This window comes from Serratia sp. 121840015-1 (assembly GCF_053627655.1).
Genome location: NZ_JBSEYF010000001.1, coordinates 1,929,895 through 1,952,087, shown reverse-complemented (window position 1 = coordinate 1,952,087; position 22,193 = coordinate 1,929,895). Strand labels below are relative to the sequence as shown.

Annotated in this window: 19 protein-coding genes; 9 read left to right on the top strand and 10 right to left on the bottom strand. The window is 62.4% G+C overall.

All coding sequences use genetic code 11. The annotated features are described in order from the left end of the window. Positions 1 to 18 precede the first annotated feature (18 nt). Together dauA and ACUXAC_RS09425 are read right to left on the bottom strand one after the other, a co-directional pair. Entirely contained in the window at positions 19 to 1,707 is a 1,689-nt protein-coding gene (gene dauA, locus ACUXAC_RS09430) for a C4-dicarboxylic acid transporter DauA (RefSeq protein WP_060419372.1), read from the bottom strand. Positions 1,708 to 1,939: 232 nt separating this feature from the next. Next, complete coding sequence (locus ACUXAC_RS09425; RefSeq protein ID WP_147840271.1) at positions 1,940 to 2,425, bottom strand: heme-degrading domain-containing protein; 486 nt, start codon at positions 2,423 to 2,425, stop codon at positions 1,940 to 1,942. Positions 2,426 to 2,624: 199 nt separating this feature from the next. On the opposite strand from ACUXAC_RS09425, the gene ACUXAC_RS09420 reads away from it, so the two are divergent. Further along, positions 2,625 to 3,725, top strand: coding sequence for a GGDEF domain-containing protein (locus ACUXAC_RS09420; protein WP_387442208.1), 1,101 nt, complete (start codon positions 2,625 to 2,627; stop codon positions 3,723 to 3,725). A 32-nt stretch (positions 3,726 to 3,757) separates the two neighbouring features. Here ACUXAC_RS09420 and mfd read toward each other — a convergent pair whose 3' ends face one another. After that, positions 3,758 to 7,231, bottom strand: a complete 3,474-nt coding sequence (gene mfd, locus ACUXAC_RS09415; protein ID WP_368907390.1) for a transcription-repair coupling factor — start codon at positions 7,229 to 7,231, stop codon at positions 3,758 to 3,760. Between the two features lie 152 nt (positions 7,232 to 7,383). Next, positions 7,384 to 8,367 carry a threo-3-hydroxy-L-aspartate ammonia-lyase gene (locus tag ACUXAC_RS09410; RefSeq protein WP_197861842.1) on the bottom strand — a complete coding sequence of 328 codons (984 nt, stop codon included), beginning with the start codon at positions 8,365 to 8,367 and terminating at the stop codon, positions 7,384 to 7,386. A gap of 93 nt (positions 8,368 to 8,460) precedes the next feature. On the opposite strand from ACUXAC_RS09410, the gene ACUXAC_RS09405 reads away from it, so the two are divergent. From ACUXAC_RS09405 to cobB, 6 genes are all read left to right on the top strand, one after another. Further along, positions 8,461 to 9,102, top strand: a complete 642-nt coding sequence (locus ACUXAC_RS09405) for a helix-turn-helix transcriptional regulator (RefSeq protein ID WP_454266610.1) — start codon at positions 8,461 to 8,463, stop codon at positions 9,100 to 9,102. Positions 9,103 to 9,207: 105 nt separating this feature from the next. After that, positions 9,208 to 10,410, top strand: a complete 1,203-nt coding sequence (gene lolC / locus ACUXAC_RS09400; RefSeq protein WP_387442204.1) for a lipoprotein-releasing ABC transporter permease subunit LolC — start codon at positions 9,208 to 9,210, stop codon at positions 10,408 to 10,410. Next, on the top strand, positions 10,403 to 11,107 hold the full coding sequence (gene lolD / locus ACUXAC_RS09395) for a lipoprotein-releasing ABC transporter ATP-binding protein LolD (protein WP_004941120.1): 705 nt from the start codon (positions 10,403 to 10,405) through the stop codon (positions 11,105 to 11,107). Before lolC ends, lolD begins: the two co-directional genes overlap by 8 nt. Continuing rightward, on the top strand, positions 11,107 to 12,354 hold the full coding sequence (lolE, locus tag ACUXAC_RS09390; protein WP_025302503.1) for a lipoprotein-releasing ABC transporter permease subunit LolE: 1,248 nt from the start codon (positions 11,107 to 11,109) through the stop codon (positions 12,352 to 12,354). The genes lolD and lolE overlap by 1 nt, the downstream gene beginning before the upstream one ends. 53 nt (positions 12,355 to 12,407) lie before the next feature. Next, positions 12,408 to 13,328: an N-acetylglucosamine kinase gene (gene nagK, locus ACUXAC_RS09385; protein ID WP_084826366.1), complete on the top strand. Its 921-nt coding sequence runs from the start codon at positions 12,408 to 12,410 to the stop codon at positions 13,326 to 13,328. An 11-nt stretch (positions 13,329 to 13,339) separates the two neighbouring features. After that, on the top strand, positions 13,340 to 14,176 hold the full coding sequence (cobB, locus tag ACUXAC_RS09380; RefSeq protein ID WP_015377583.1) for a Sir2 family NAD+-dependent deacetylase: 837 nt from the start codon (positions 13,340 to 13,342) through the stop codon (positions 14,174 to 14,176). A gap of 48 nt (positions 14,177 to 14,224) precedes the next feature. Here the strand turns inward: cobB and potD are convergent, their stop codons facing one another. From potD to ACUXAC_RS09355, 5 genes are all read right to left on the bottom strand, one after another. Beyond that, on the bottom strand, positions 14,225 to 15,268 hold the full coding sequence (gene potD, locus ACUXAC_RS09375) for a spermidine/putrescine ABC transporter substrate-binding protein PotD (RefSeq protein WP_060419358.1): 1,044 nt from the start codon (positions 15,266 to 15,268) through the stop codon (positions 14,225 to 14,227). Positions 15,269 to 15,496: 228 nt separating this feature from the next. Next, on the bottom strand, positions 15,497 to 16,279 hold the full coding sequence (gene potC / locus ACUXAC_RS09370; protein ID WP_047727722.1) for a spermidine/putrescine ABC transporter permease PotC: 783 nt from the start codon (positions 16,277 to 16,279) through the stop codon (positions 15,497 to 15,499). Next, positions 16,276 to 17,136, bottom strand: coding sequence for a spermidine/putrescine ABC transporter permease PotB (gene potB / locus ACUXAC_RS09365; protein ID WP_060419356.1), 861 nt, complete (start codon positions 17,134 to 17,136; stop codon positions 16,276 to 16,278). The genes potC and potB overlap by 4 nt, the downstream gene beginning before the upstream one ends. After that, on the bottom strand, positions 17,120 to 18,235 hold the full coding sequence (gene potA / locus ACUXAC_RS09360; RefSeq protein WP_060419354.1) for a spermidine/putrescine ABC transporter ATP-binding protein PotA: 1,116 nt from the start codon (positions 18,233 to 18,235) through the stop codon (positions 17,120 to 17,122). The genes potB and potA overlap by 17 nt, the downstream gene beginning before the upstream one ends. Positions 18,236 to 18,260: 25 nt before the next feature. Continuing rightward, positions 18,261 to 18,533 (bottom strand): hypothetical protein, encoded by a 273-nt coding sequence (locus tag ACUXAC_RS09355; RefSeq protein ID WP_126179550.1) that lies wholly within the window; start codon positions 18,531 to 18,533, stop codon positions 18,261 to 18,263. A gap of 57 nt (positions 18,534 to 18,590) precedes the next feature. On the opposite strand from ACUXAC_RS09355, the gene pepT reads away from it, so the two are divergent. Together pepT and ACUXAC_RS09345 are read left to right on the top strand one after the other, a co-directional pair. Next, the gene (gene pepT, locus ACUXAC_RS09350; protein ID WP_342121277.1) at positions 18,591 to 19,820 is read left to right on the top strand and encodes a peptidase T; all 1,230 of its coding nucleotides are present in this window, start codon (positions 18,591 to 18,593) and stop codon (positions 19,818 to 19,820) included. 90 nt (positions 19,821 to 19,910) lie between these two features. Next, positions 19,911 to 20,999, top strand: a complete 1,089-nt coding sequence (locus ACUXAC_RS09345; protein ID WP_060419349.1) for a malate/lactate/ureidoglycolate dehydrogenase — start codon at positions 19,911 to 19,913, stop codon at positions 20,997 to 20,999. 41 nt (positions 21,000 to 21,040) lie between these two features. Here ACUXAC_RS09345 and ACUXAC_RS09340 read toward each other — a convergent pair whose 3' ends face one another. Next, positions 21,041 to 22,162 carry a ribosomal protein uL16 3-hydroxylase gene (locus tag ACUXAC_RS09340; protein ID WP_033638200.1) on the bottom strand — a complete coding sequence of 374 codons (1,122 nt, stop codon included), beginning with the start codon at positions 22,160 to 22,162 and terminating at the stop codon, positions 21,041 to 21,043. Positions 22,163 to 22,193 lie beyond the last annotated feature (31 nt).

The following is a 22,193-nucleotide window of genomic DNA, read 5'->3' as shown; positions in this document are numbered from 1 at the left end:
CGTCGGGCTTTTTTACGTTTAGGCGCCGGTGGCCGCCAGCGCTTCCGGCAGCGTCGGGTAGAACTGCAGGCGGCCCTCGATCGGCTGCACCCGCGCACGCGCCAGGGTTTTCAGCGGCTGGAACGGCACGTCGGTGATCACCAGCTTTTTGTCTGCCGGCAGCACGTCGATAAAGCGCCGCAGGGCGCTCAGGCCGCCGGCATCGAGCACCGGAACCGCATCCCATTGCAGCACGATCGTGCGGTAGCCTTCGCTGCGCGCCAGCAGTTCGGTAAAGATGCGCTCGGCGGCGGCGAAGAACAGCGGGCCGTTCACCCGGAGCACCAGGCGGCCGTCGCCGGCGCTCAGCTCACTCAGCCGCGTCATGCGGGCGATGCGGCGCATAAACAGCAGCGAAGCCAGCACGATGCCCACGGTAATGGCGATCACCATATCGAACAGCACCGTCAGCGACATGCACAGCAGCAGCACCAGAATGTCGTCCTTCGGCGCCCGGCGCAGCAGATAAATCACCTTGTGCGCCTCGCTCATGTTCCAGGCGACCATCAGCAGCAGCGCCGCCATCGCCGCCAGCGGCAGGTAAGAGAGCCACGGTGCCAATACCAGCAGCGCCAACAGCACCAGCAACGCGTGGATGATGGCGGACACCGGCGAGGTGGCGCCGGCGCGCACGTTGGCCGCCGAACGGGCAATCGCGGCGGTGGCGGTAATGCCGCCGAAGAACGGCGCGATGATGTTACCCGCACCCTGGCCGATCAGCTCGCTGTTCGAGTTGTGCTTCTTGCCGGTCATGCCGTCGAGCACCACGGCGCACAGCAGCGATTCGATCGCGCCGAGCATCGCCATCGAAAACGCCGCCGGCAGCAGGGCGGAAACGGTTTGCCAGCTCAGGGTGAACGGCTGCCCGCCGCCGCCCGGCAGATCCCAGGGCAGCAGCAGCTGCGGCAGGATCGGCGGGATGCCCTGGCCGCTGCTGCCGTCGGCCAGCAGGTAGCTGAAGCGCGAGCCGATGGTTGCCACCGGGTGGTCAAACAGCGCCAGCAGCCCCATCAGCGCGGTGCCCGCCAGCAGCGCCGGCAGGTGGCCCGGCACCCGCAGGCCGAGCTTGGGCCAGAAGATCAGGATCAGGAGCGTCACCGCGCCGATCAGGGTATCGCCGAAATCCAGCGTTGGCAGCGCCTGCAGCAGGGCGTACAGCTTGCCGACGTAATTTTCCGGCGTGTGCGCCAGCTGCAGGCCGAAGAAGTCCTTGATCTGCATGGTGGCGATGGTGATGGCGATACCGGAGGTAAAGCCGAGCGTCACCGGCAGCGGAATGTACTCGATCAGCCGGCCAAAGCGCGCCAGCCCCATCAGCAGCAGAAACACCCCGGAGATCAGCGTGGCGACCAGCAGGCCGGCCAATCCGAACTGCTGCGAAACCGGATACAGGATCACCACGAAGGCGGCGGTGGGGCCGGAGACGCTGTAGCGCGAACCGCCGCTGACGGCGATGACGATCCCGGCGATGGCGGCGGTATACAGGCCGTACTGCGGCGGCACGCCGCTGGCGATCGCCAGCGCCATCGCCAGCGGGATGGCGATAATACCGACCGTCACCCCGGCGATAGCGTCTTTCAGCAACCGCGCCAGGCTATAAGGTTCCCGCCAGCAGGCGTCTATCAGCGCGCTGAAGGGGCGAATTTTGTTTATTTCATGCGTTTTCATCTACGGTGCGTACCAAATCTTCAAAAGTGAAAGGAATGGCGGGCCCGATGAGGTCCGTCTTGTCACGTGACAGATACCATACGCCTTTTGTTCAGCGGATTACCAGACCTGTGTCAATTTGGCGCAGGAAATCAGAGAGTCGCCCTTTTGTTTGGCGCTAAATGCGGATAACAGATAAGTCAGCCGCAGATTCTGCGGCTGAAAAGGAAAGGAATAATCAAGGTTTTAACGGCTAGTGGAGCGCGGGCAGGGATAAGCCGAGAAAGTGGGCTAAAGTGCTTACCAGCAGCTGGTGATCTTCCTTCTGCGGCGCGCCGGAAATGCTGATGCTGCCGACGCAGCCGAGGCCGGCCAGGGTGAGCGGGAAGGCGCCGCCGTGCACCGAATAGTCGCGCACGCTCAGCCCGTAGCGCTCTTCCAGCGACGTTTGCCGCTGCTGCAGGCGCAGGCCGATGGCGTAAGAGCTTTTGTGAAAATGATTCACCAGATTGCGCTTGCGCCGCACCCAGTCGGCGATGTCTGGTGTGGCGCTCGGCATGGCGTAATAAAACAGCGTCTGCCCGGCCAGTTGGATCTCGATAGCGATGCTCAGGCCGCGCCGCTCGGCGGCGGTTTTCAGCGCCGCGCCCAGCTCCCAGGCGGTGGCGGCGTCAAAATGGGTAAAGGCCAGCGTCGCTTCCTGTTCGCTGAGCGCCTGCAGTTCATCGTCGATATTCATGTGGTTCTCCCCCGATAACACAAAGCACAGAGTAGCCTGAAGCGCGCATCGTGAGATAGACGGCTTGGCGATAAGATAGAACTGCTACTCTATTAATAGACTGTGTAAAATAGCCGCCGCCGAAGCGGAGACGACAGGGATGCGTTATTCAACGTCTGCATATCAACCCCTGGCGATCCCGAGGAGCCGCTGACTATTTATGACCTACATTGCGTCCATTCCCGCCATTTACAGCGACGCCTGCATCACCTACGCCACGCTGTCGGTAAGCTATTTCGTTCTCAGTAAAAATGCGCCGTTCTCCTATCGCTCTGCGCTGTGGAAGCGCGTCGTATTCGGCCTGTTGGCCGGGGTGGCGGTGCTGTATTTAAGCCAGGACCGGCTGGAGCTGACCGATAAGGTGCACTACAGCTTTTCGATGATTCCGATGATCCTGGTGACTTTTTTCGGCGGCGGTATCAGTGGGCTGGTGAGCTTTTTGTTCGCCATGGCGCTGACCGGCGGTTTCACCGTCGATAACCTGTTTATCGCCTCAATCCTGGTGCCGTTGCTGCTGTCGCGCGTGTGGCTGAAGAAATCCCACTGGGTGTTTTACCTGACGATCGGCGCCATCGCACTGTATCGCATCGCGGTGGTGTGGCTGCTGGTGGACATGAGCGGGCTATGGCTGGACGTGTTGCTGTACCAGGCGGTTTCCGCGCTCTGCCTGGCGATTTGCTACCATGTGCTGAATTTCAAAGAGCGCCACATCTACGCCTATTTCGCGATGCGCGCCCGCGCCACGACCGACAGCCTGACCCACATCAACAACCGCGCCAGCGTCGATTATCAGCTGATGCTGCAGCGTGCCGAGCGTCGCCCGTGCGGGTTGATGATCCTCGATTTGGATAACTTTAAAAGCATCAACGATACCTACGGTCATCCGGCCGGTGACGTGCTGCTGGCCAGCGTCGGTCGGCTGCTGCAAAACAGCGTGCGTAACGAGGACTTCGTCGGGCGCTACGGTGGCGAGGAGTTTATGGTGATCACCGCCAGCTACGATCCGCAGGTCATCGGTGGGGTAGCCGAACGTATTCGCAGCGCGGTGGAAAGCTCGACGTTCTTGCTGAATGCACACGACGAAGCGCACATCACGATGTCCATCGGCGTGTCGCTGTATCTGCCCGGCATGACGTTGGACAAGGCAATCGCCATGACCGACGAAGCGTTGTACGAGGCGAAGCGCAGCGGCAAAAACCGGGTGGTGACCAGCCGCGTGATGCAGCTGGCGCCGCTGGGCGCCGGTTTTCCGCGCGGATAAGCCGCCCCCGTTGTAGCGACGGGGGCGTTGCCTTAGGCCGCCAGCGTGTGTTCGCGGAAGGCGTTCAGCAGCTCTTCGGTGAACGTCAGGCGTTTCTGGCGATCGGCCAGATCGAGCGTGAACTTCAGCTTGCTCGGGCCGTCCAGGCGGTAAACCTGCGGATTGCCCTGCAACAGGCCGATCAGATAACCCGGGTCAACGCGGTTGTTGTCGCCGAACTCGATAAAGCCGCCGCGCTCGTTGCTCTCGATGCGTTTGATCCCCAGCCTCTGCGCATGCAGGCGCAGCGCCGCGCATTGCAACAGGTTGCGCGCCGCATCCGGCAGCTGGCCGAAGCGGTCGATCAGTTCGACCTTCAACTCGTCAAGCTCACCGTCGTTCTTCGCGCTGGCGATACGCTTATACAGTGACAGACGGGTATTGACGTCGGGAATGAAGTCTTCCGGCAGCAGCGTCGGCATGCGCAGTTCTACCTCGGTCTGGCTGCTGGTGAGATCTTCCAACGATGGTTCGCGACCGTTTTTCAACGCGTCGACGGCGCTTTCCAGCAGTTCCATATAGAGCGAGAAACCGACGGTGGTCATTTGGCCGCTCTGGTCTTCACCCAGCAGTTCACCGGCGCCGCGGATCTCCAGATCGTGGGTTGCCAGCGCGAACCCGGCGCCGAGATCTTCCAGCGACGCGATGGCCTCGAGCCGTTTATGGGCGTCGGTGCCCATGGCTTTCGGGTTTGGCGTCAGCAGATAGGCGTAAGCCTGGTGGTGCGAACGCCCGACGCGGCCGCGCAATTGATGCAGCTGCGCCAGGCCGAAGCGATCGGCCCGCTCGATGATGATGGTGTTGGCGCTGGGGATATCGATGCCGGTTTCGATGATGGTGGTGCACACCAGCACGTTGAAGCGCTGGTGGTGGAAATCGTTCATCACCCGCTCCAGATCGCGTTCACGCATCTGGCCGTGGCCGATGGCGATGCGCGCTTCAGGCACCAGCTCAGCCAGGCGCTGCGCCGCTTTCTCGATGTTTTCCACGTCGTTGTAAAGGTAGTAAACCTGGCCGCCACGCAGCACTTCGCGCAGGATCGCCTCGCGCACCACCAGGCTGTCGTATTCGCGCACGAAGGTCTTCACCGCCAAGCGGCGCGCCGGCGGAGTGGCGATGATCGACAGATCGCGCATGCCGCTCATCGCCATGTTCAGCGTCCGCGGGATTGGCGTGGCGGTCAGCGTCAGGATATCGACATCGGCGCGCATCGCCTTGATGCGCTCCTTGTGGCGCACGCCAAAACGGTGCTCTTCATCGACGATCAGCAGCCCCAAATCCTTCCAGCGCAGATCGCTCTGCAGCAGTTTGTGGGTGCCGATGATGATGTCCACTTTGCCTTCGGCCGCGTCGTCCAGCACCTGTTGCTGCTCTTTGGCGCTGCGGAAGCGCGACATCATTTCGATGCGGATCGGCCAGGTGGCAAAGCGATCGCGGAAGTTGTCGAAGTGCTGCTGCGCCAGCAGGGTGGTCGGCACCAGCACCGCCACCTGCTTGCCGTTTTCCACCGCCAGGAAGGCGGCGCGCATCGCCACTTCGGTTTTGCCGAAGCCGACGTCGCCGCACACCAGGCGGTCCATCGCCAGCGGCTGGCACATGTCGCTCAGCACCGCGTTGATCGCCTGTTCCTGATCCGGCGTGGTTTCGAACGGGAAGCTCTGGCAGAACAGCTGATACTGTTCGCGATTGTGTTTGAAGGCGAAACCGGCCTTGGCGGCGCGCTGGGCGTAGATATCCAGCAGCTCCGCCGCCACGTCGCGCACGCGCTCGGCCGCTTTCTGCCGCGCGCGCGTCCAGGCGTCGCCGCCCAGCTTGTGCAGCGGGGCGTTTTCGTCCGCGCCGCCGGCGTAGCGGCTGATCAGATGCAGTGAAGAAACCGGCACGTACAGCTTGTCCTCACCGGCGTAGGAGAGGATCAGGTACTCGGCCTTGATGCCGCCGGCCTCCAGCGTGGTCAGGCCGACGTAGCGGCCGACGCCGTGTTCCAGATGCACCACCGGCTGGCCGGGATGCAGCTCCGCCAGGTTGCGGATCAGGGTATCGGTATTGATGGTGCGCCGGTTGTCCTGCCGGCGGCGGCTGACGCGCTCGCCGAGCAGATCGCTTTCGCAGATCAGCGCCCGCTGACGCAGGCCGTCGAGGAAGCCGTGTTCGGCGGCGCCGACCATCATGTAACGGCCCGCCGTTTCCGCCTGATCGAGGCGCTGAATCAGCGCCGGCGCCAGCTTGATGCGGCCGAGCAGATCCTGCAGCGTTTCACGCCGCCCTTCGCTCTCGACGGAGAAAATCACGCTGCCGTCGAAGCCTTCGATAAAGCGCCGCAGGTTATCCAGCGGGGATTTATGCTGCGCTTGCACCGCCAGATCGGGCAGGGCATGGTAGTCCAGATTGGTATTGCCGGCCTTGGCCGGCAGCTCATCGGTTTTCAGCGCGATGCGCGGCCAGGCCTTCAGCTCGCCGAACAGCGCGTCGACGCGCAGCCACAGCGTATCCGGCGCCAGCAGCGGGCGCATCGGATCGACGCGGCGGCTTTCGTAACGCTGGTTGACGTCCTGCCAGAAGCGCTCGGCGGCGCCCTCCAGATCGCCGGTGTTGACGATCAGCGTATTGGCCGGCAGGTAGCTGAACAGCGACGGCAGCGGCTGGCTGAAGAACAGCGGCTGCCAGTATTCGATGCCGGCCGGCCAGGCGCTTTTGCTGACCTGCTGATAGATGTGCTCGGCGTCGCGGCGCACCTCAAACTGCTCGCGCCACTGGCTGCGAAACAGCTCGATGGCGTTTTTGTCGGTGGGGAACTCGTGGGCCGGCAACAGATTGATGGCCTCGACTTCGCTCAACGTGCGCTGGGTATCGACGTCGAAGATGCGCAGGCTGTCGATTTCGTCATCGAAGAAGTCGATGCGGTAAGGCTCATCGCTGCCCATCGGGTAAAGATCGAGCAACGCGCCGCGGGTGGCGAATTCGCCGTGCTCCATCACCTGATCGACGCTGCGGTAACCGGCCTGTTCCAGCTGCGCGCGCAGCTTGTCGCGCGACAGGCGCTGGCCTTTCTTCATCACCAGCGCGTGGCCGTGCAGGAACTCGTGCGGGCAGACGCGCTGCATCAGGGTGTTGACCGGCAGAATAATCACGCCGCGCGCCATGGTCGGCAGGTGATACAGGCTCGACAAACGATCCGAGATGATTTCCTGATGCGGCGAGAAGCTGTCGTACGGCAGGGTTTCCCAGTCGGACAGCGTGGTCACCATCTGGTCGGTGAACTGCTGGATCTCGTCGCGCAGCCGCAGGGCGTTTTGCATGTCCGGCGCGATCAGCATCACCGGGCCAGGGTGGCGTTCGACGATCTCGGCGCACTCCACGGCGCAGGCCGCGCCGGTCAGTTGCCCCAGCTGGCGCAGATCGCCCGCGCGATCGGGCAGAGAATAACGGGGGGATGAGGAACGGTTACGGCTATCGGAAGTGCTCATTCAGGTATCTTTAATCAATGTGTTAGAGGGCGTTCCGGCACGGATAACCCAGCGCCTTTATGCTGTTTATAGTAGCCCAGCGGCCGCCAAACTGACACAGCAAAAAGCGCTATACTCTGATGTTCCGCCTGTTATTTAACCGATGCGCCGCGTTAATTTTCGCCGGCCAGGGCGAGATAGTGCGCAATCTTGTCGACGTCAAGGTTGCCGCCGCTGACGATAACGCCGACCTTTTTACCGTGCAGATCGAGCAGGCCGTTCATAGCCGCCGCGGCCGCCAGGCAGCCGGTCGGCTCAACCACCATTTTCATCCGCTCCATAAAGAAGCGCATTTGCCGACACAGCTGGGCGTCGCTGACCGTCAGAATGCCTTCGACATAGGCCTGAATGATCGGGAAGGTCAGCTGCCCGACCTGTTGGGTCTGCGCGCCGTCGGCAATGGTTTTCGGCACCGGGATGTGCACCGGTTCACCGCGCTGAAAGGCTTGCTGAACGTCGTTGCCGGCTTCGGGCTCGACGCCGAACACGCGGCAGCCCGGCGACCAGTGATTCGCCGCTACCGCGCTGCCGGCCAGCAGGCCGCCGCCGCCGGTGCACACCAACAGCAGATCCAATGGCCCGGTCTCTTCAAACAGCTCCTTGGCGGCGGTGCCCTGGCCGGCGATCACCTGCGGATAATCGTACGGTGGCACCAGCGTCAGGCCCCGCTCTGCGGCCAGGCGTCGGGTGATTTCTTCACGATCTTCGCTGTGGCGCTGATAGATGACCACGTTGGCGCCGTAGCCGCGCGTCGCCGCCAGCTTGGCCGCAGGGGCGTCATGGGGCATTACGATGGTGGCGCTAACGCCCAATTCGTGCGCCGCCAGCGCCATCGCCTGTGCGTGGTTGCCGGATGAAAAGGCGATTACCCCGGCCCGACGCTGCTCTGCGCTGAGTTGCGCGATGGCGTTATAGGCGCCGCGAAATTTGAAGGCGCCGATGCGCTGAAAATTCTCGCACTTGAAGAACAGCTGCGCGCCGGCGATCTGGTTGGCCTGGCGCGAAGTCATGACCGGCGTGCGCAGGGCATGCCCGGCGATAACGTCGGCGGCGGTGGCAATATCGGAGGCGGTGATGCAGCGTGGGACTGAACTCATGGCGACCTCGCACAGGTAAGTGATGGACGATACATTGCTTGGTGTAGATTTTTAATTTACTCTTTGTAAAGTTATTGTCAAATGGTTAACTTAATGAGCGATCTCAGGCAGGAAAATGCGCTGTTGCTGCGCGAAGCGGAAAAAATTGTTCAGGCGTTGGGCGTGATGTTCGCGCCCGGTTGCGAAGTGGTGCTGCACGATCTGACCCAGCCCGATCGCGCCATTGTCGCCATCGCCAACAATCTATCCAACCGCCGCATCGGCGACGCCGCGACGGAAATGGGGCTGGAGCGCATCGCGTCGCCGGAGTTTCCAGACGTGGTGCAGAACTACGCCAGCGTGTTTCCGGACGGGCGCCCGGCCAAGAGCACCTCGATCGGCCTGCGCAATAGCCAGGGCCGCTTTGTGGCGGCAATTTGCCTCAATCTGGATGTGTCTATCTTCAACAGCTTCACCGCTATCCTGCAGCAGCTGACGGCGGTGGTGCAAAGCGCCGCGCCGCAGGCGGCGGAGAGTGCACGCTCGCTGTCGGACATCGCCGCGGCGATCAACGCGTTCGCCGCGTCGCATGCCACCCAGCCGCGCGCTTTGTCTTCCGAACAGCGGTTTCAGGTGGTGCAACAGCTGAAGCAGCAAGGGTATTTGCAACTGCGCGGCGCGGCCACCATGGTGGCCGAAGCGCTCGGCATCTCGCGGGTGTCGGTCTATAACCTGCTCAAGCGAGACGCCGGATGAGGGGCCGCCCGGCGCAATAAAAGGCCGCCGGGTGTTCCCTAAACGAGGGAGAGCCTTTATTATCCATGATCACTTTGCTTAAGCCACGGCTATCAAACGGATTTCATGTATCAACCTGTCGCGTTATTCATTGGCCTGCGCTACATGCGCGGGCGAGCCTCAGACCGCTTCGGGCGGTTTGTTTCCTGGCTTTCCACCATCGGCATTACGCTGGGGGTGATGGCGTTGGTCACCGTGCTGTCGGTGATGAACGGTTTCGAAAAGGATCTGGAGAACAACATCCTCGGCCTGATGCCGCAGGCGTTGGTTACCAGTCCGCAAGGATCGGTCAACCCGCAGCAGCTGCCGGCCTCCGAGGTGCAGAAGCTGCAGGGCGTCACGCGCGTCGCACCGCTGACCACCGGTGACGTGGTGCTGCAAAGCGCCCGCAGCGTGGCGGTCGGGGTGATGCTCGGCGTCAATCCCGACGAAGCCGATCCGCTGACCCCGTATCTGGTCAACGTCAAGCAGCAACAGTTGCAGCCGGGCCAATACAACATCATCATCGGCGAACAGCTGGCGGGGCAACTCGGCGTCAAGCGCGGCGATTCGCTGCGCGTGATGGTGCCGAGCGCCAGCCAGTTCACACCGATGGGCCGCATACCCAGCCAGCGCCTGTTCACCCTTATCGGCACCTTCCACGCCAACAGCGAGGTGGACGGCTATCAGCTGCTGGTCAACCAACAGGACGCTTCGCGCCTGATGCGCTACCCGGCCGGCAACATCACCGGCTGGCGCCTGTTCCTGCAGCAGCCGCTGGCGGTCAATACCCTCAGCCAACAGGCGCTGCCGGCGGGCACGGTCTGGAAAGACTGGCGCGATCGCAAGGGCGAGCTGTTCCAGGCGGTGCGCATGGAGAAAAACATGATGGGGTTGCTGCTCAGCCTGATCGTGGCGGTGGCGGCGTTTAACATCATTACGTCGCTCGGCCTGTTGGTGATGGAAAAGCAGGGCGAGGTCGCCATTCTGCAGACCCAGGGGCTGACTCGCCGCCAGATCATGTCGGTGTTTATGGTGCAGGGCGCCAGCGCCGGCATCATCGGTTCGCTGCTCGGCACGCTGCTCGGCGTGCTGCTGGCCACCAACCTGAATAACCTGATGCCGATCCTCGGCGCCTTGATCGACGGCGCTTCGCTGCCGGTGGCGGTCGATCCGCTGCAGGTGACGATCATCGCCGTGGTGGCGATGGCGGTTTCCTTGTTGTCCACGCTTTATCCTTCATGGCGCGCTGCCGCCGTACAACCCGCTGAGGCTTTACGTTATGAGTAACCATCTTTTGCTGCAGTGTGACAACCTGTGCAAGACCTATCAGGAAGGCAATCTGCACACCGACGTGCTGCGCAATGTCAGCTTTGCCATGCAGCAGGGCGAGATGATGGCGATCGTCGGCAGCTCGGGTTCCGGCAAGAGTACCCTGTTGCACCTGCTGGGCGGGTTGGACTCACCGACCTCCGGCGAGGTGATCTTCAAGGGCGAATCGCTGAACGCCATGTCTTCGGCGGCCAAGGCCGAGCTGCGCAACCGCCAGCTGGGCTTCATCTATCAGTTTCACCATTTGCTGCCGGACTTCACCGCGCTGGAAAACGCCGCCATGCCGCTGCTGATCGGCGGCGCCAAGCCGGCGCAGGCGCAGGAGAAGGCGCGGGAGATGCTGGCGGCGGTCGGGCTGGAAAAACGCAGCAAGCACCGTCCGTCCGAGCTCTCCGGCGGCGAGCGTCAGCGCGTGGCGATCGCGCGCGCGCTGGTCAACAACCCGGCGCTGGTGCTGGCGGACGAACCGACCGGTAACCTGGACAAACGCACCGCGGACAGCATCTTCGATCTGCTGGGTGAGCTGAACGTGCGTCAGGGCACCGCTTTTCTGGTGGTGACGCACGATCTGCAGCTGGCCAAGCGCCTGAGCCGCCAGCTGGAAATGGCCGACGGCCACCTGCAGGCGCAGCTGACCCTGATGGGGGCCGAGTAATGGCGGGAGCCTCACTGTCCTTCCTGACGGCCCTGCGTTTCAGCCGCGGCCGTAAACGCGGCGGCATGGTGTCGCTGATCTCGGTCATCTCCACCATCGGCATCGCGCTGGGGGTGGCGGTGCTGATCGTCGGCCTGAGCGCGATGAACGGCTTTGAGCGCGAGCTGAAGAACCGCATTCTGGCGGTGGTGCCGCACGGCGAACTCGAGCCGGTCAATCAGCCATTCAGCGGCTGGCCGTCGATTCTGCAGCGGGTGGAAAAGGTGCCGGGCATTGTGGCCGCCGCGCCGTACATCAACTTTACCGGCCTGATGGAGAACGGCGCGCAGCTGCGCGCGGTGGAAGTCAAAGGCGTTGATCCGCAGCAGGAGAGCCGACTGAGCGCGCTGCCGCAGTATGTGCAGGGCGACGCCTGGGCCAACTTCAAGCCCGGCGAGCAGCAGGTGATCCTCGGCAAGGGCGTGGCCGACGCGCTGGGCGTCAAGCAGGGCGCCTATGTGACGGTGATGATCCCCAACAGCGACCCGGAAATGAAGCTGCTGCAGCCGAAGCGCATCCGTCTGCACGTGACCGGCATTTTGCAGCTCAGCGGCCAGCTCGATCACAGCCTGGCGCTGGTGCCGCTGGCCGATGCGCAGCAGTATCTCGATATGGGTGACAGCGTCACGGGCATCGCCCTCAAGATGAACGACGTGTTCGCCGCCAATAAACTGGTGCGCGACGCCGGCGAAGTGACCAATTCTTATATCTACATCAAGAGCTGGATCGGCAAGTACGGCTACATGTATCGCGATATCCAGATGATCCGCGCCATTATGTACCTGGCGATGGTGCTGGTGATAGGCGTGGCTTGCTTCAACATCGTGTCCACGCTGGTAATGGCGGTGAAAGACAAAAGCGCCGACATCGCGGTGCTGCGCACCCTGGGCGCCAAAGACGGCTTTATCCGCGCCATCTTCATCTGGTACGGGCTGCTGGCCGGGCTGCTGGGCAGCCTGAGCGGCGTAGTGATCGGGGTGATCGCCTCGCTGCAGCTGACCAACATCATCCGGGGCATCGAGAAACTGGTCGGCCACTCCTTCCTGTCGGGCGATATCTACTTCATCGACTTCCTGCCTTCCGAGCTGCACTGGCTGGACGTGCTGATCGTGCTGGCAACCGCCATCGTGCTGAGCCTGTTGGCCAGTTGGTATCCGGCCAGGCGCGCCAGCCGCATCGACCCGGCGCGGGTGCTGAGCGGACAATAAAACCCACGGGGAGGCAGCGATGCCGCCCCGTTTTTTTAGCCTGGGGATGGGTTATGTACTACGGTTTCGATATGGGCGGCACCAAGATTGAGCTGGGGGTGTTCGACGACCACCTGCAGCGCATTTGGCAAAAGCGGGTGCCGACGCCGCGTGAAGATTACCGGCAGCTGCTGGCCACGCTGTGCGATCTGACCCTTGAGGCGGATGCGTTTTGCGGCCGGCGCGGCAGCGTCGGCATCGGCATCCCGGGCCTGCCCAACGACGATGACGGCACGCTGTTTACCGCCAACGTGCCGGCGGCGATGGGGCGGCCGCTGCCGCGCGATCTGGCGGCGCTGATCGGGCGCGAGGTGCGGGTCGATAACGACGCCAACTGCTTTGCGCTGTCGGAGGCCTGGGACGACGAGTTTCGCCGCTACCCGACGGTGCTGGGCATCATCCTCGGCACCGGCGTAGGCGGCGGGCTGGTCGTCGACGGCAAGACGGTGCCTGGGCGCAACTATATCGCCGGCGAGTTCGGCCATTTGCGCCTGCCGGTGGACGCGCTCGAGGTCTTGGGGCGTGATGTGCCTCGCGTTGCCTGCGGGTGCGGCCATCAGGGTTGCATTGAAAATTACATATCGGGCCGCGGTTTCGAATGGATGTACGCCCATTTCTATGGCCGGCACTTGCCTGCCACCGAGATCATTGCGCATTATCAGGCGGGTGAGCCGCAGGCGGTGGCTCACGTCGACCGCTTTATGGACGTGCTGGCGATCTGCCTGGGCAACCTGCTGACGGTGCTGGATCCGCACCTGGTGGTGATCGGCGGCGGGCTGTCGAACTTCGACGCCATTTACCAGGCGTTGCCGCAGCGGCTGCCGGCGCACCTGCTGCGGGTGGCCCGGCTGCCGCGCATCGAGAAGGCGCGCTATGGCGACGCCGGCGGCGTGCGCGGCGCAGCGTTCCTCAATTTGGTAAACAGGGAAAAGTAAGGAGAGAGTTAATGCACACTCGCCATCGGCTGTGTCAGTTTCGCAAGAGTAAGCATGTGCTGCATCAGCGCTTTCGTTCACGTATTTTTCACCGTGACACCATGGCGGCGGCCGAGCTGAAAAAGCCGTTTGTGGTGGTGTTGACCGGCGCCGGCATTTCGGCCGAATCGGGCATTCGCACCTTCCGCGCCGCGGATGGGCTGTGGGAAGAGCACCGGGTGGAGGACGTCGCCACGCCGGAAGGTTTTCAGCGCGATCCGGCGCTGGTGCAGGCGTTTTACAACGAACGCCGCCGCCAGCTGCAGACGGAGGAGATCGCTCCGAATGCCGCGCACCGCGCGCTGGCGGATCTGGAAGAGTGGCTGGGGGACAACTTCCTGCTGGTCACGCAAAACATCGATAACCTGCATGAGCGCGCCGGCAGCAAGCGGGTGCTGCACATGCACGGCGAATTGCTGAAGGTGCGTTGCACCCAGTCGGGCCAGGTGTTCGAATGGCCCGGCGATCTCAGCGTTGACGACCGTTGCCACTGCTGCCAGTTCCCGGCGCCGCTGCGGCCGCACGTGGTGTGGTTCGGCGAGATGCCGCTGGGCATGGACGATATTTATCAGGCGCTGAGCAAGGCCGATTTTTTCGTCGCCATCGGCACCTCCGGCCACGTCTATCCGGCGGCCGGCTTCGTGCATGAGGCGCGGCTGGGCGGCGCCTACGCCATGGAGCTGAATCTGGAGCCGAGCCAGGTGGAGAGCCAGTTCGACGAGAAACACTACGGCCTGGCCAGCGAAGTGGTGCCGCGTTTTGTGCACAAGTTCCTGGTGGGCAAGGTGGCGCGGGCCGACAGGCCCTGAGAAAGGCATCAGGGCGCACTGCGCGCCCTGATGGGATGGCGGGGCGTGTTAGCGCCCGGCTTTCAGCTTTTGGAAGTAGCTTTCGTACAGCGTGCTGGCGTCGCCGACGTCGTTTTGCCACTCGCCGTGCTCAATCACCGCCTTATCCGGGTAGAGTGACTTGTCGTTGGCGATCTCCGGCGACAGCAGCTTCTTCGCCGCCAGGTTCGGCGTCGGGTAACCGATGGTTTCCGCCACCTGCACCGCGATTTCCGGCCGCAACAGGAAGTCGATCAGCTTCAGCGCCCCCTCGACGTTGCGCGCATTGGCCGGAATGGCCAGGCTGTCCATCCAGAAGATCCCGCCTTCCTTCGGCCAGACGATCTCCAGCGGCGTGCCGGCCTGGCGCGCCACGAAGGCCGAACCGTTCCACACCATCCCGACGTTGACTTCCCCTTCCATAAACGGGTTGCCCGGGTTGTCGGAGTTGAAGGCCAGCACGTTCGGCATCAATTTCTGCAGTTCGTGATAGGCGGCTTCGATCTCTTTCGGGTCGGTGGTGTTGCCGGAATAGCCCAGCTTGAGCAGCGCCATCTGGAACACTTCGCGCGCGTCGTCGGTCAGCAGCAGGCGGCCTTTGTACTGCGGCTGCCACAGATCGGCCCAGGACGTGACGGTAGAGGGCTCCTGCGCATCGCTGTTAACGCCGATGGCGGTGGCGCCCCAGATATAGGGGATGGAATAGTCGTTGTTAGGATCGAACGGCTTGTTCAGCAGGGCAGGATCGAGATCCTTGAAGTGGCTGAGCTTGCTCTTGTCGATTTTTTGCAGCATGCCTTCCTTGCTCATCTTGGCGATGAAGTAGGTGGAAGGCACCACCAGATCGTACGCGCCGTCTTTATAGGTCTTCAGCTTGGCGTACATGCTTTCGTTGGATTCATAGGTGGAATAGATCACCTTGATGCCGGTTTCCTTGGTGAACTGCTCCAGCAGCCCCGGCGGGACGTATTCAGTCCAGTTATAGAAATACAGCGTTTTGCCGTCAGAGGCGTTTGCAGAGCAGAAACTCAGCGCCATCATCCCGGCTGCGAGCAGATGTGACCACTTTTTCATGCAGCGTATCCTTCAGCAGTAATGAGCCGAACCCGTATGGGCAAACCGTTTGGCGGCCGCGCCATACCCCAGAAAGGGGCCATTATAGGGGCCGGGGCGGGGTGGGTAAAGGCGGTTATCCCAGCGGCAAATCAGCGGGTTAACCGAGCCTGGCCGATCAAAAACGGCCGCAGTCATATCACTGCGGCGAATGAAAGAGTCGGGCGCTGCCGCGCCCGGCGGGAAGGGCTACTCGGCCTTGGGCGAGCGATCGCGCATCACCCACTGGCTGGCGATCACCAGCACCAGCGACAGCAGCAGCAAAATGGTGGCCAGCGCGTTGACCTCCGGCGAGACGCCGACTTTCACCATCGAATAGATCTTCAGCGGCAAGATTTCGTAGCTCGGCCCGGTGACGAAGGAGGAGACGACCACGTCGTCCATTGACAGGGTGAAGCTCAGCAGCCAGCCGGCCGCCACCGCCGGCATCGCCAGCGGCAGGATGATCTTGCGCAAAATGGTGAACTCGCTTGCACCGAGATCGCGCGCGGCCTCCAGCATCTTCACGTCGAACCCTTTCAGGCGCGCGTAAACGGTCACCACCACGAACGGCAGGCAAAAGGTGATGTGCGAGAACAGCAGCGACCAGAAGCCGAGCGAAATGCCGAGCAGCATGAACAGCACCAGCAACGAGATGGCCATCACGATGTCCGGCGACATCATCACCACGAACAGCATGCCACCGACGAACGGCTTGCCGCGGAAGCGGTAACGGTACAGCGCCACCGCGGTCAGCGAGCCGATCAGCGTGGCGAAGGTGGCGGAGAGCACCGCCATGGTCAGCGAGTGGCCGGCGGCCTGCAGCAGGCTGTCGTTATTCAGCAGCGTGCTGTACCACTTGGTGGTGGCTCCTTGCCAACTGATGCCGAAGCGCGAAGCGTTGAAGGAGTTGACGATCAGGATGACGATCGGGATATACAGGTAGGCGTATACCAGCGTCATAAAACCGCCGCGCAGCAGACGTCCGATCATGCCAGATCCTCCTTCTTGTTCAGCAGGCGGGCGGCCCGGTAATAGACCAGCAGCAACAGCCCCATCACCAGCGTCAGGCAGATGCTGGTAGCCGCGCCGAACGGCCAGTCGCGGATATTGAGGAACTGGCTTTTAATCACGTTGCCGATCAGCAGATTCTTGGCGCCACCCATCAGATCGGCGACGAAGAACAGCCCCATCGCCGGCAGCACCACCAGCAGGCAGCCGGCGATAATGCCCGGCATGGTCAGCGGCACGATGATGCGGATAAAGGTCTGCAGCTTGCTGGCGCCGAGATCGCGCGCCGCCTCCAGGCAGGACTTATCGAGTTTTTCGATGCTGGAGTAGAGCGGCATCACCATAAACGGCAGCAGAATATACACCAGGCCGAGGATCACCGCTTCCGAGGTGTACATGATGCGCAGCGGCTTGTCGATGATGCCGATCCACAGCAGCGCGTCGTTGAGATAGCCGCGGGTGCTGAGAAACAGCTTCAGGCCGTAGATGCGGATCAGCGAGTTGGTCCAGAAGGGCACGATCAGCAGAAACAGCAGCAGCGGCCGCACCTTCTGCGGCAACCGCGCCAGAATAAAGGCGAACGGATAGCCAATCACCAGGCAGCACAGGGTGGCGATCAGCGCCATGTTCAGCGAGTGCAGTAGCACCTGGGCGTACAACGGATCGAACAAGCGCCGATAGTTATCCAGCGTGAACACCATCTGCACCAGATTGGCGTCGTCGCGGGTCAGGAAGCTGGTGGCGATGATCATCAGGTTCGGCATGAACACGAACAGCAGCAGCCAGGCGACGACGCCGACGATCACCACATTCTGGAAGACTTTACGCGATTTCTTCATCGGCCAGCACCACCTCCCAGCTTTCAACCCAGGTCACCGCCATCTTCTGGTTGAGCGAGTGGTCGACGTCCGGATCGTCTTCATTGAAGAACTCGCTGACCATCACCGTTTTACCGCTCTCCAGCTCAACCACCGACTCCAGCGTCATGCCTTTGTAGTTGCGTTCGCGCACGTAGCCGATCAGCCCGTCGTGCTGCGCGCTGTCGTTCACTTCTTCTACCCGCAGATCCTCCGGGCGCAGCAGCACCTTCAGCTTTTGGCCCGGCTCTACCGGCAGATCGGCATAGATGTCGCACTCGCGGCCTTCGACGTTGGCGCGCACCCGCTGCGCATCGAGGCGCTGCAAGACCACCGCGTCGAAGATGTTGATCTCGCCGATAAAGCTGGCGACGAACAGGTTCTTCGGCTCTTCGTAGATCTCACGCGGCGTGCCGTCTTGCTCGATGCGGCCTTCACGCATCACCACGATGCGATCCGACATGGTCAGCGCTTCTTCCTGATCGTGGGTGACGAACACGAAGGTGATGCCCAGCTTGCGCTGCAGCGCCTTCAGCTCGTTCTGCATCTGTTTGCGCAGCTTGTAGTCCAGCGCCGACAGCGATTCGTCCAGCAGCAGCACCTTCGGCTTGTTGACCACTGCGCGGGCGATGGCCACGCGCTGCTGTTGGCCGCCGGAGAGCTGGCCCGGCCGCCGCTTGGCGAACGCATCCAGCTGCACCATGCGCAGCGCCTCTTCGACGCGCGGCGTCAGTTCTGCCGCCGGCACCTTTTGCATGCGCAGGCCAAAGGCGACGTTGTCGAACACCGACATGTGCGGAAACAGGGCATAGCTCTGAAACACGGTGTTGACGTGGCGATGTTCGGCCGGAATGGCGGTGATGTCCTGGCCGTCGAGCACGATGCGGCCCCGATCGGCGTCTTCAAGACCGGCGATCAGGCGCAGCACCGTGGTTTTGCCACAGCCGGAGGGGCCGAGAATGGTGAGGAATTCGCCGTGGTTAATCGCCAGTTCGAGATCGGCAATGATGGTTTTGCCATCGAACGCTTTGCTCAGGGCATGCAGTTCAACAAGGGGAGTCAGAGAGGATGTCTCAGTCATTTATCGTATTACTCTATCCCGTGGGCTAATGCAGATAGAACCGCAACTGGAAAAGACTGCCGGAGCTTGCGGAATGCCCGCTGATCAAATGAAGCTCAAACCAGTTGCGCCAATGGAAATTTTTCGAGCGCGCATGATAGACGCTGAATGCCGGAATTGAAAGCCGATCCGGCCCAGATGCCGCGTTTTTCATCATGATAGCGACAAATGACCCTGTGATGACAGTGTTATTTCCCTCAGAAATCATCACAAAGATTAATGATATTGGCGAATTCTGGTTAAAAATGACCTGACGCAATATTTGATCCTGATCGGTTCCGCATAATGAAACGCGATATTCTGAGGGGCCGCTACCATGGACAAATTACTTGACCGCTTTTTCAACTACGTCTCTTTCGACACCCAGTCCAAAGCGAACGTAAAGCATGTGCCGAGCACCGACGGGCAGTTGAAGCTGGCGCGTGCGTTGCAGCAGGAAATGATCGCGCTCGGCTTCGAGCGGGTGTCGCTCAGCGAACACGGCTGCGTGATGGGCACCTGGCCGGGCAACGTCGCCTGGCCGGTGCCGGCGGTCGGTTTTATCGCCCATCTGGATACCTCGCCGGATTTCAGCGGCAAACACGTCAATCCGCAGATCGTCGAGAACTATCGCGGCGGCGACATCGCGCTCGGCATCGGCGATGAAGTGCTGTCGCCGGTGATGTTCCCGATCCTGCACCAGATGCTGGGGCAGACCTTGATCACCACCGACGGCAAAACGCTGCTGGGCGCCGACGACAAGGCCGGCATCGCCGAGATCCTCACCGCCATGGTGCGCCTGCGTGCGCGCAAAATCCCGCACGGCGACATCCGCGTGGCCTTCACCCCGGACGAGGAGGTGGGCAAGGGGGCGCAGCTGTTCGACGTGGCGGCCTTCAATGCCGAATGGGCTTATACCGTGGACGGCGGCGGCGTCGGCGAGCTGGAGTGCGAGAACTTCAACGCCGCCTCGGTGACGATCAAAATCCTCGGCAACAGCGTGCATCCCGGCAGCGCCAAGGGCGTGATGGTCAACGCGCTGTCGCTGGCTACCTGCATTCATCAGGCGCTGCCGGCGGACGAAGCGCCGGAGACCACCGAAGGCTACCAGGGCTTTTATCATCTCAGCAGCATCAAGGGCAGCGTAGAGCGCGCCGAAATGCACTATATCCTGCGCGACTTCGAGCGCGAGGGGTTTGAAGCGCGCAAGCGCAAGATGGTGGACATCGCCCGCGAGGTCGGCAAAGGCCTGCCGCGCGATTGCTATATCGAAGTGAGCATCGAAGACAGCTATTACAACATGCGCGAACAGGTGGCGGAGCACCCGCATGTGATCGCGCTGGCGCAGCAGGCGATGCGCGACTGCGACATCGAACCGGTGATGAAGCCGATCCGCGGCGGCACCGACGGCGCGCAGCTGTCGTTCCGCGGCCTGCCGTGCCCGAACCTGTTCACCGGCGGCTACAACTACCACGGCAAGCACGAATTCGTGACCCTGGAAGGCATGGAGCAAGCGGTGGCGGTGATCATGCGCATCGCGGCGCTGGCCGCCGAGCGGGCGCGGTAAACGGGACGCTTGCGATCGGCATAATCGCTTGCCGTAACAAGGCGTTGCTCATAGTGTGGAAGCCTATTCCCCACGCATAAGGACCGCATGATGAGCACCGAATACCGTATCGCCAGCCCGCATTTGGCGCAGTTCGTTCAGGCGATTTGGCGCCAGGCCGGCAGCACGGCGCGCGAAGCCGAGCTGGTGGCCGATCATCTGGTGCAGGCTAATCTGGCCGGGCACGACTCGCACGGCGTCGGCATGATCCCCAGCTACATGGCGTCGTTGGCGCAGGGGCAATTGCAGCTCAATCAGCATGCCGAGGTGGTGCGCGACGCCGGCGCGGTGCTGACGCTCGACGGTGCGCGCGGCTTCGGTCAGGTGGTGGCCAGCGAAGCGATGGCGCTGGGCATTGAACGCGCCGGCAAGCTGGGCCTGGCGGCGGTGGCGCTGCACAACGCGCACCATATCGGCCGTATCGGCCATTGGGCGGAGCAGTGCGCTCGCGCCGGTTTCATTTCGATTCACTTCGTCAACGTGGTGGGCGATCCGATGGTGGCGCCGTTCGGCGGCAGCGATCGTCGCTTCGGCACCAACCCATTCTGCGCCATTTTCCCGCGGCCGGGCCGCACGCCGCTGCTGTTGGATTTTGCCACCAGCGGTATCGCCTTCGGCAAGACCCGGGTGGCCTATAACAAAGGGCTGTCGGTGGCGCCGGGCTATCTGATCGACGAACACGGGCAGCCGACCACCGAACCGAAAGTGATGCACGAAGCGCCGTTCGGTTCGCTGCTGCCGTTCGGCTTGCACAAAGGCTATGCGTTGGCGGCGATGTGCGAAATCCTCGGCGGCGCGCTCTCCGGCGGCCGCACCACCCACGACGCCACGCTGAAAGCCGGCAGCGACGCCATCTTCAACTGCATGACGACCCTGATCCTCGATCCGCAGGCCTTCGACGCCCCGCAAATGCAGGCCGAAGCCGAAGCCTTTATCGGCTGGGTGAAAGCTTCGCCGCCGAGCGGCGAACAGCCGATCGCCGTCCCGGGAGAGTGGGAAGAGGCCAACCGCGCTGCGCGGCTGGAGCAGGGCATCCCGATCGATGCCAATACCTGGCGGCAGATTTGTGCGGCGGCGGAGCAGGCGGGCATGGCGGCGGGGGAACTGGCGGATTATCGCGCGCAGGCGCGGCAGGCATAAAAAAAGCCACCCGGCAGGGTGGCTTGTTCGCGTGACGGCAATCAGTCGTTAAAGTACCAATACCCGCTGTTGACCAGCGCGGTCAGCAGCGCCAGGAACGACGGGTCGTCTACCGCGTCGCCGAGCAGGGCGGCATCGACGCTGAAGTTTTGGCACAGGGCGTCTGCGGCCTGCAGCTGGTCGGTGTCGATCAGCTCGCCGTTGACGAAGCAGCGATCGCCGACGCGCAGCACGCGCAACCCACCCAGGCGCTGCAGCGCTTCACCCTGTTGCAGCAGCTCGTAGATTTCCCCGGCCTGATACGGTGGCTCCGGCGGCGCCAGATCCAGCTCGTGGCGCGACTGGGAGATGAACTCGCCGAACCAGTGCTGGAAGTGTTCCGGCTGTTGCACCAGATCCAGCATCATCTGCCGTAAGGCGTCCACTTCCTGCGGCAGGATCTCCGCCGGGTGTTCGCGCAGTTTAACGTCCGGATCGCCGTAGCGCTTGCTGCCCAGCTCGCGCGCCAGCACGTAGTCGGCGAAGCCGCTCACCAGCTCGCGGCCGTTCGGTGCGCGGAAGCCCACCGAGTAGTTGAGCGCGTTTTCCAGCGCGTAGCCTTCGTGCGGGAAGCCCGGCGGAATATAGAGAATGTCGCCCGGTTCCATCTCTTCGTCGATGATGGCGTCGAACGGTTCCACCTGCAGCAGATCCGGATGCGGGCAGTGCTGTTTCAGCGGCGTTTTTTCCCCGACGCGCCAGCGGCGGCGGCCGGTGCCCTGAATGATGAACACGTCGTACTGATCGAGGTGCGGGCCGACGCCGCCGCCCGGTACCGAGAAGGAGATCATCAGGTCATCCATCCGCCAGTCCGGCAGTTGGCGGAACGGGCGCATCAGCGCTGCGGAAGGCTCATGCCAGTGGTCCACCGCCTGCACCAGCAGCGACCAGTTGTTTTCGCTCAGGTGGTCGAAGCTCTCGAAGGGGCCGTGCGCAACCTGCCAACGACCGTCCTGGTGGCTGACCAGGCGGCTGTCCACTTCGTTTTCCATCGCCAGCCCGGCCAGCTCATCCGGGGAGATCGGATCGATAAAGTTTTTGAAGCCGCGCTTCAGAATCACCGGACGCTTTTGCCAATAACGTTGCAAAAAATCGTTCCAGTCCAGGTCTAATTGATAATCCATGTTCTATTCCAGGAGAGAGGAGTGAGCCTGA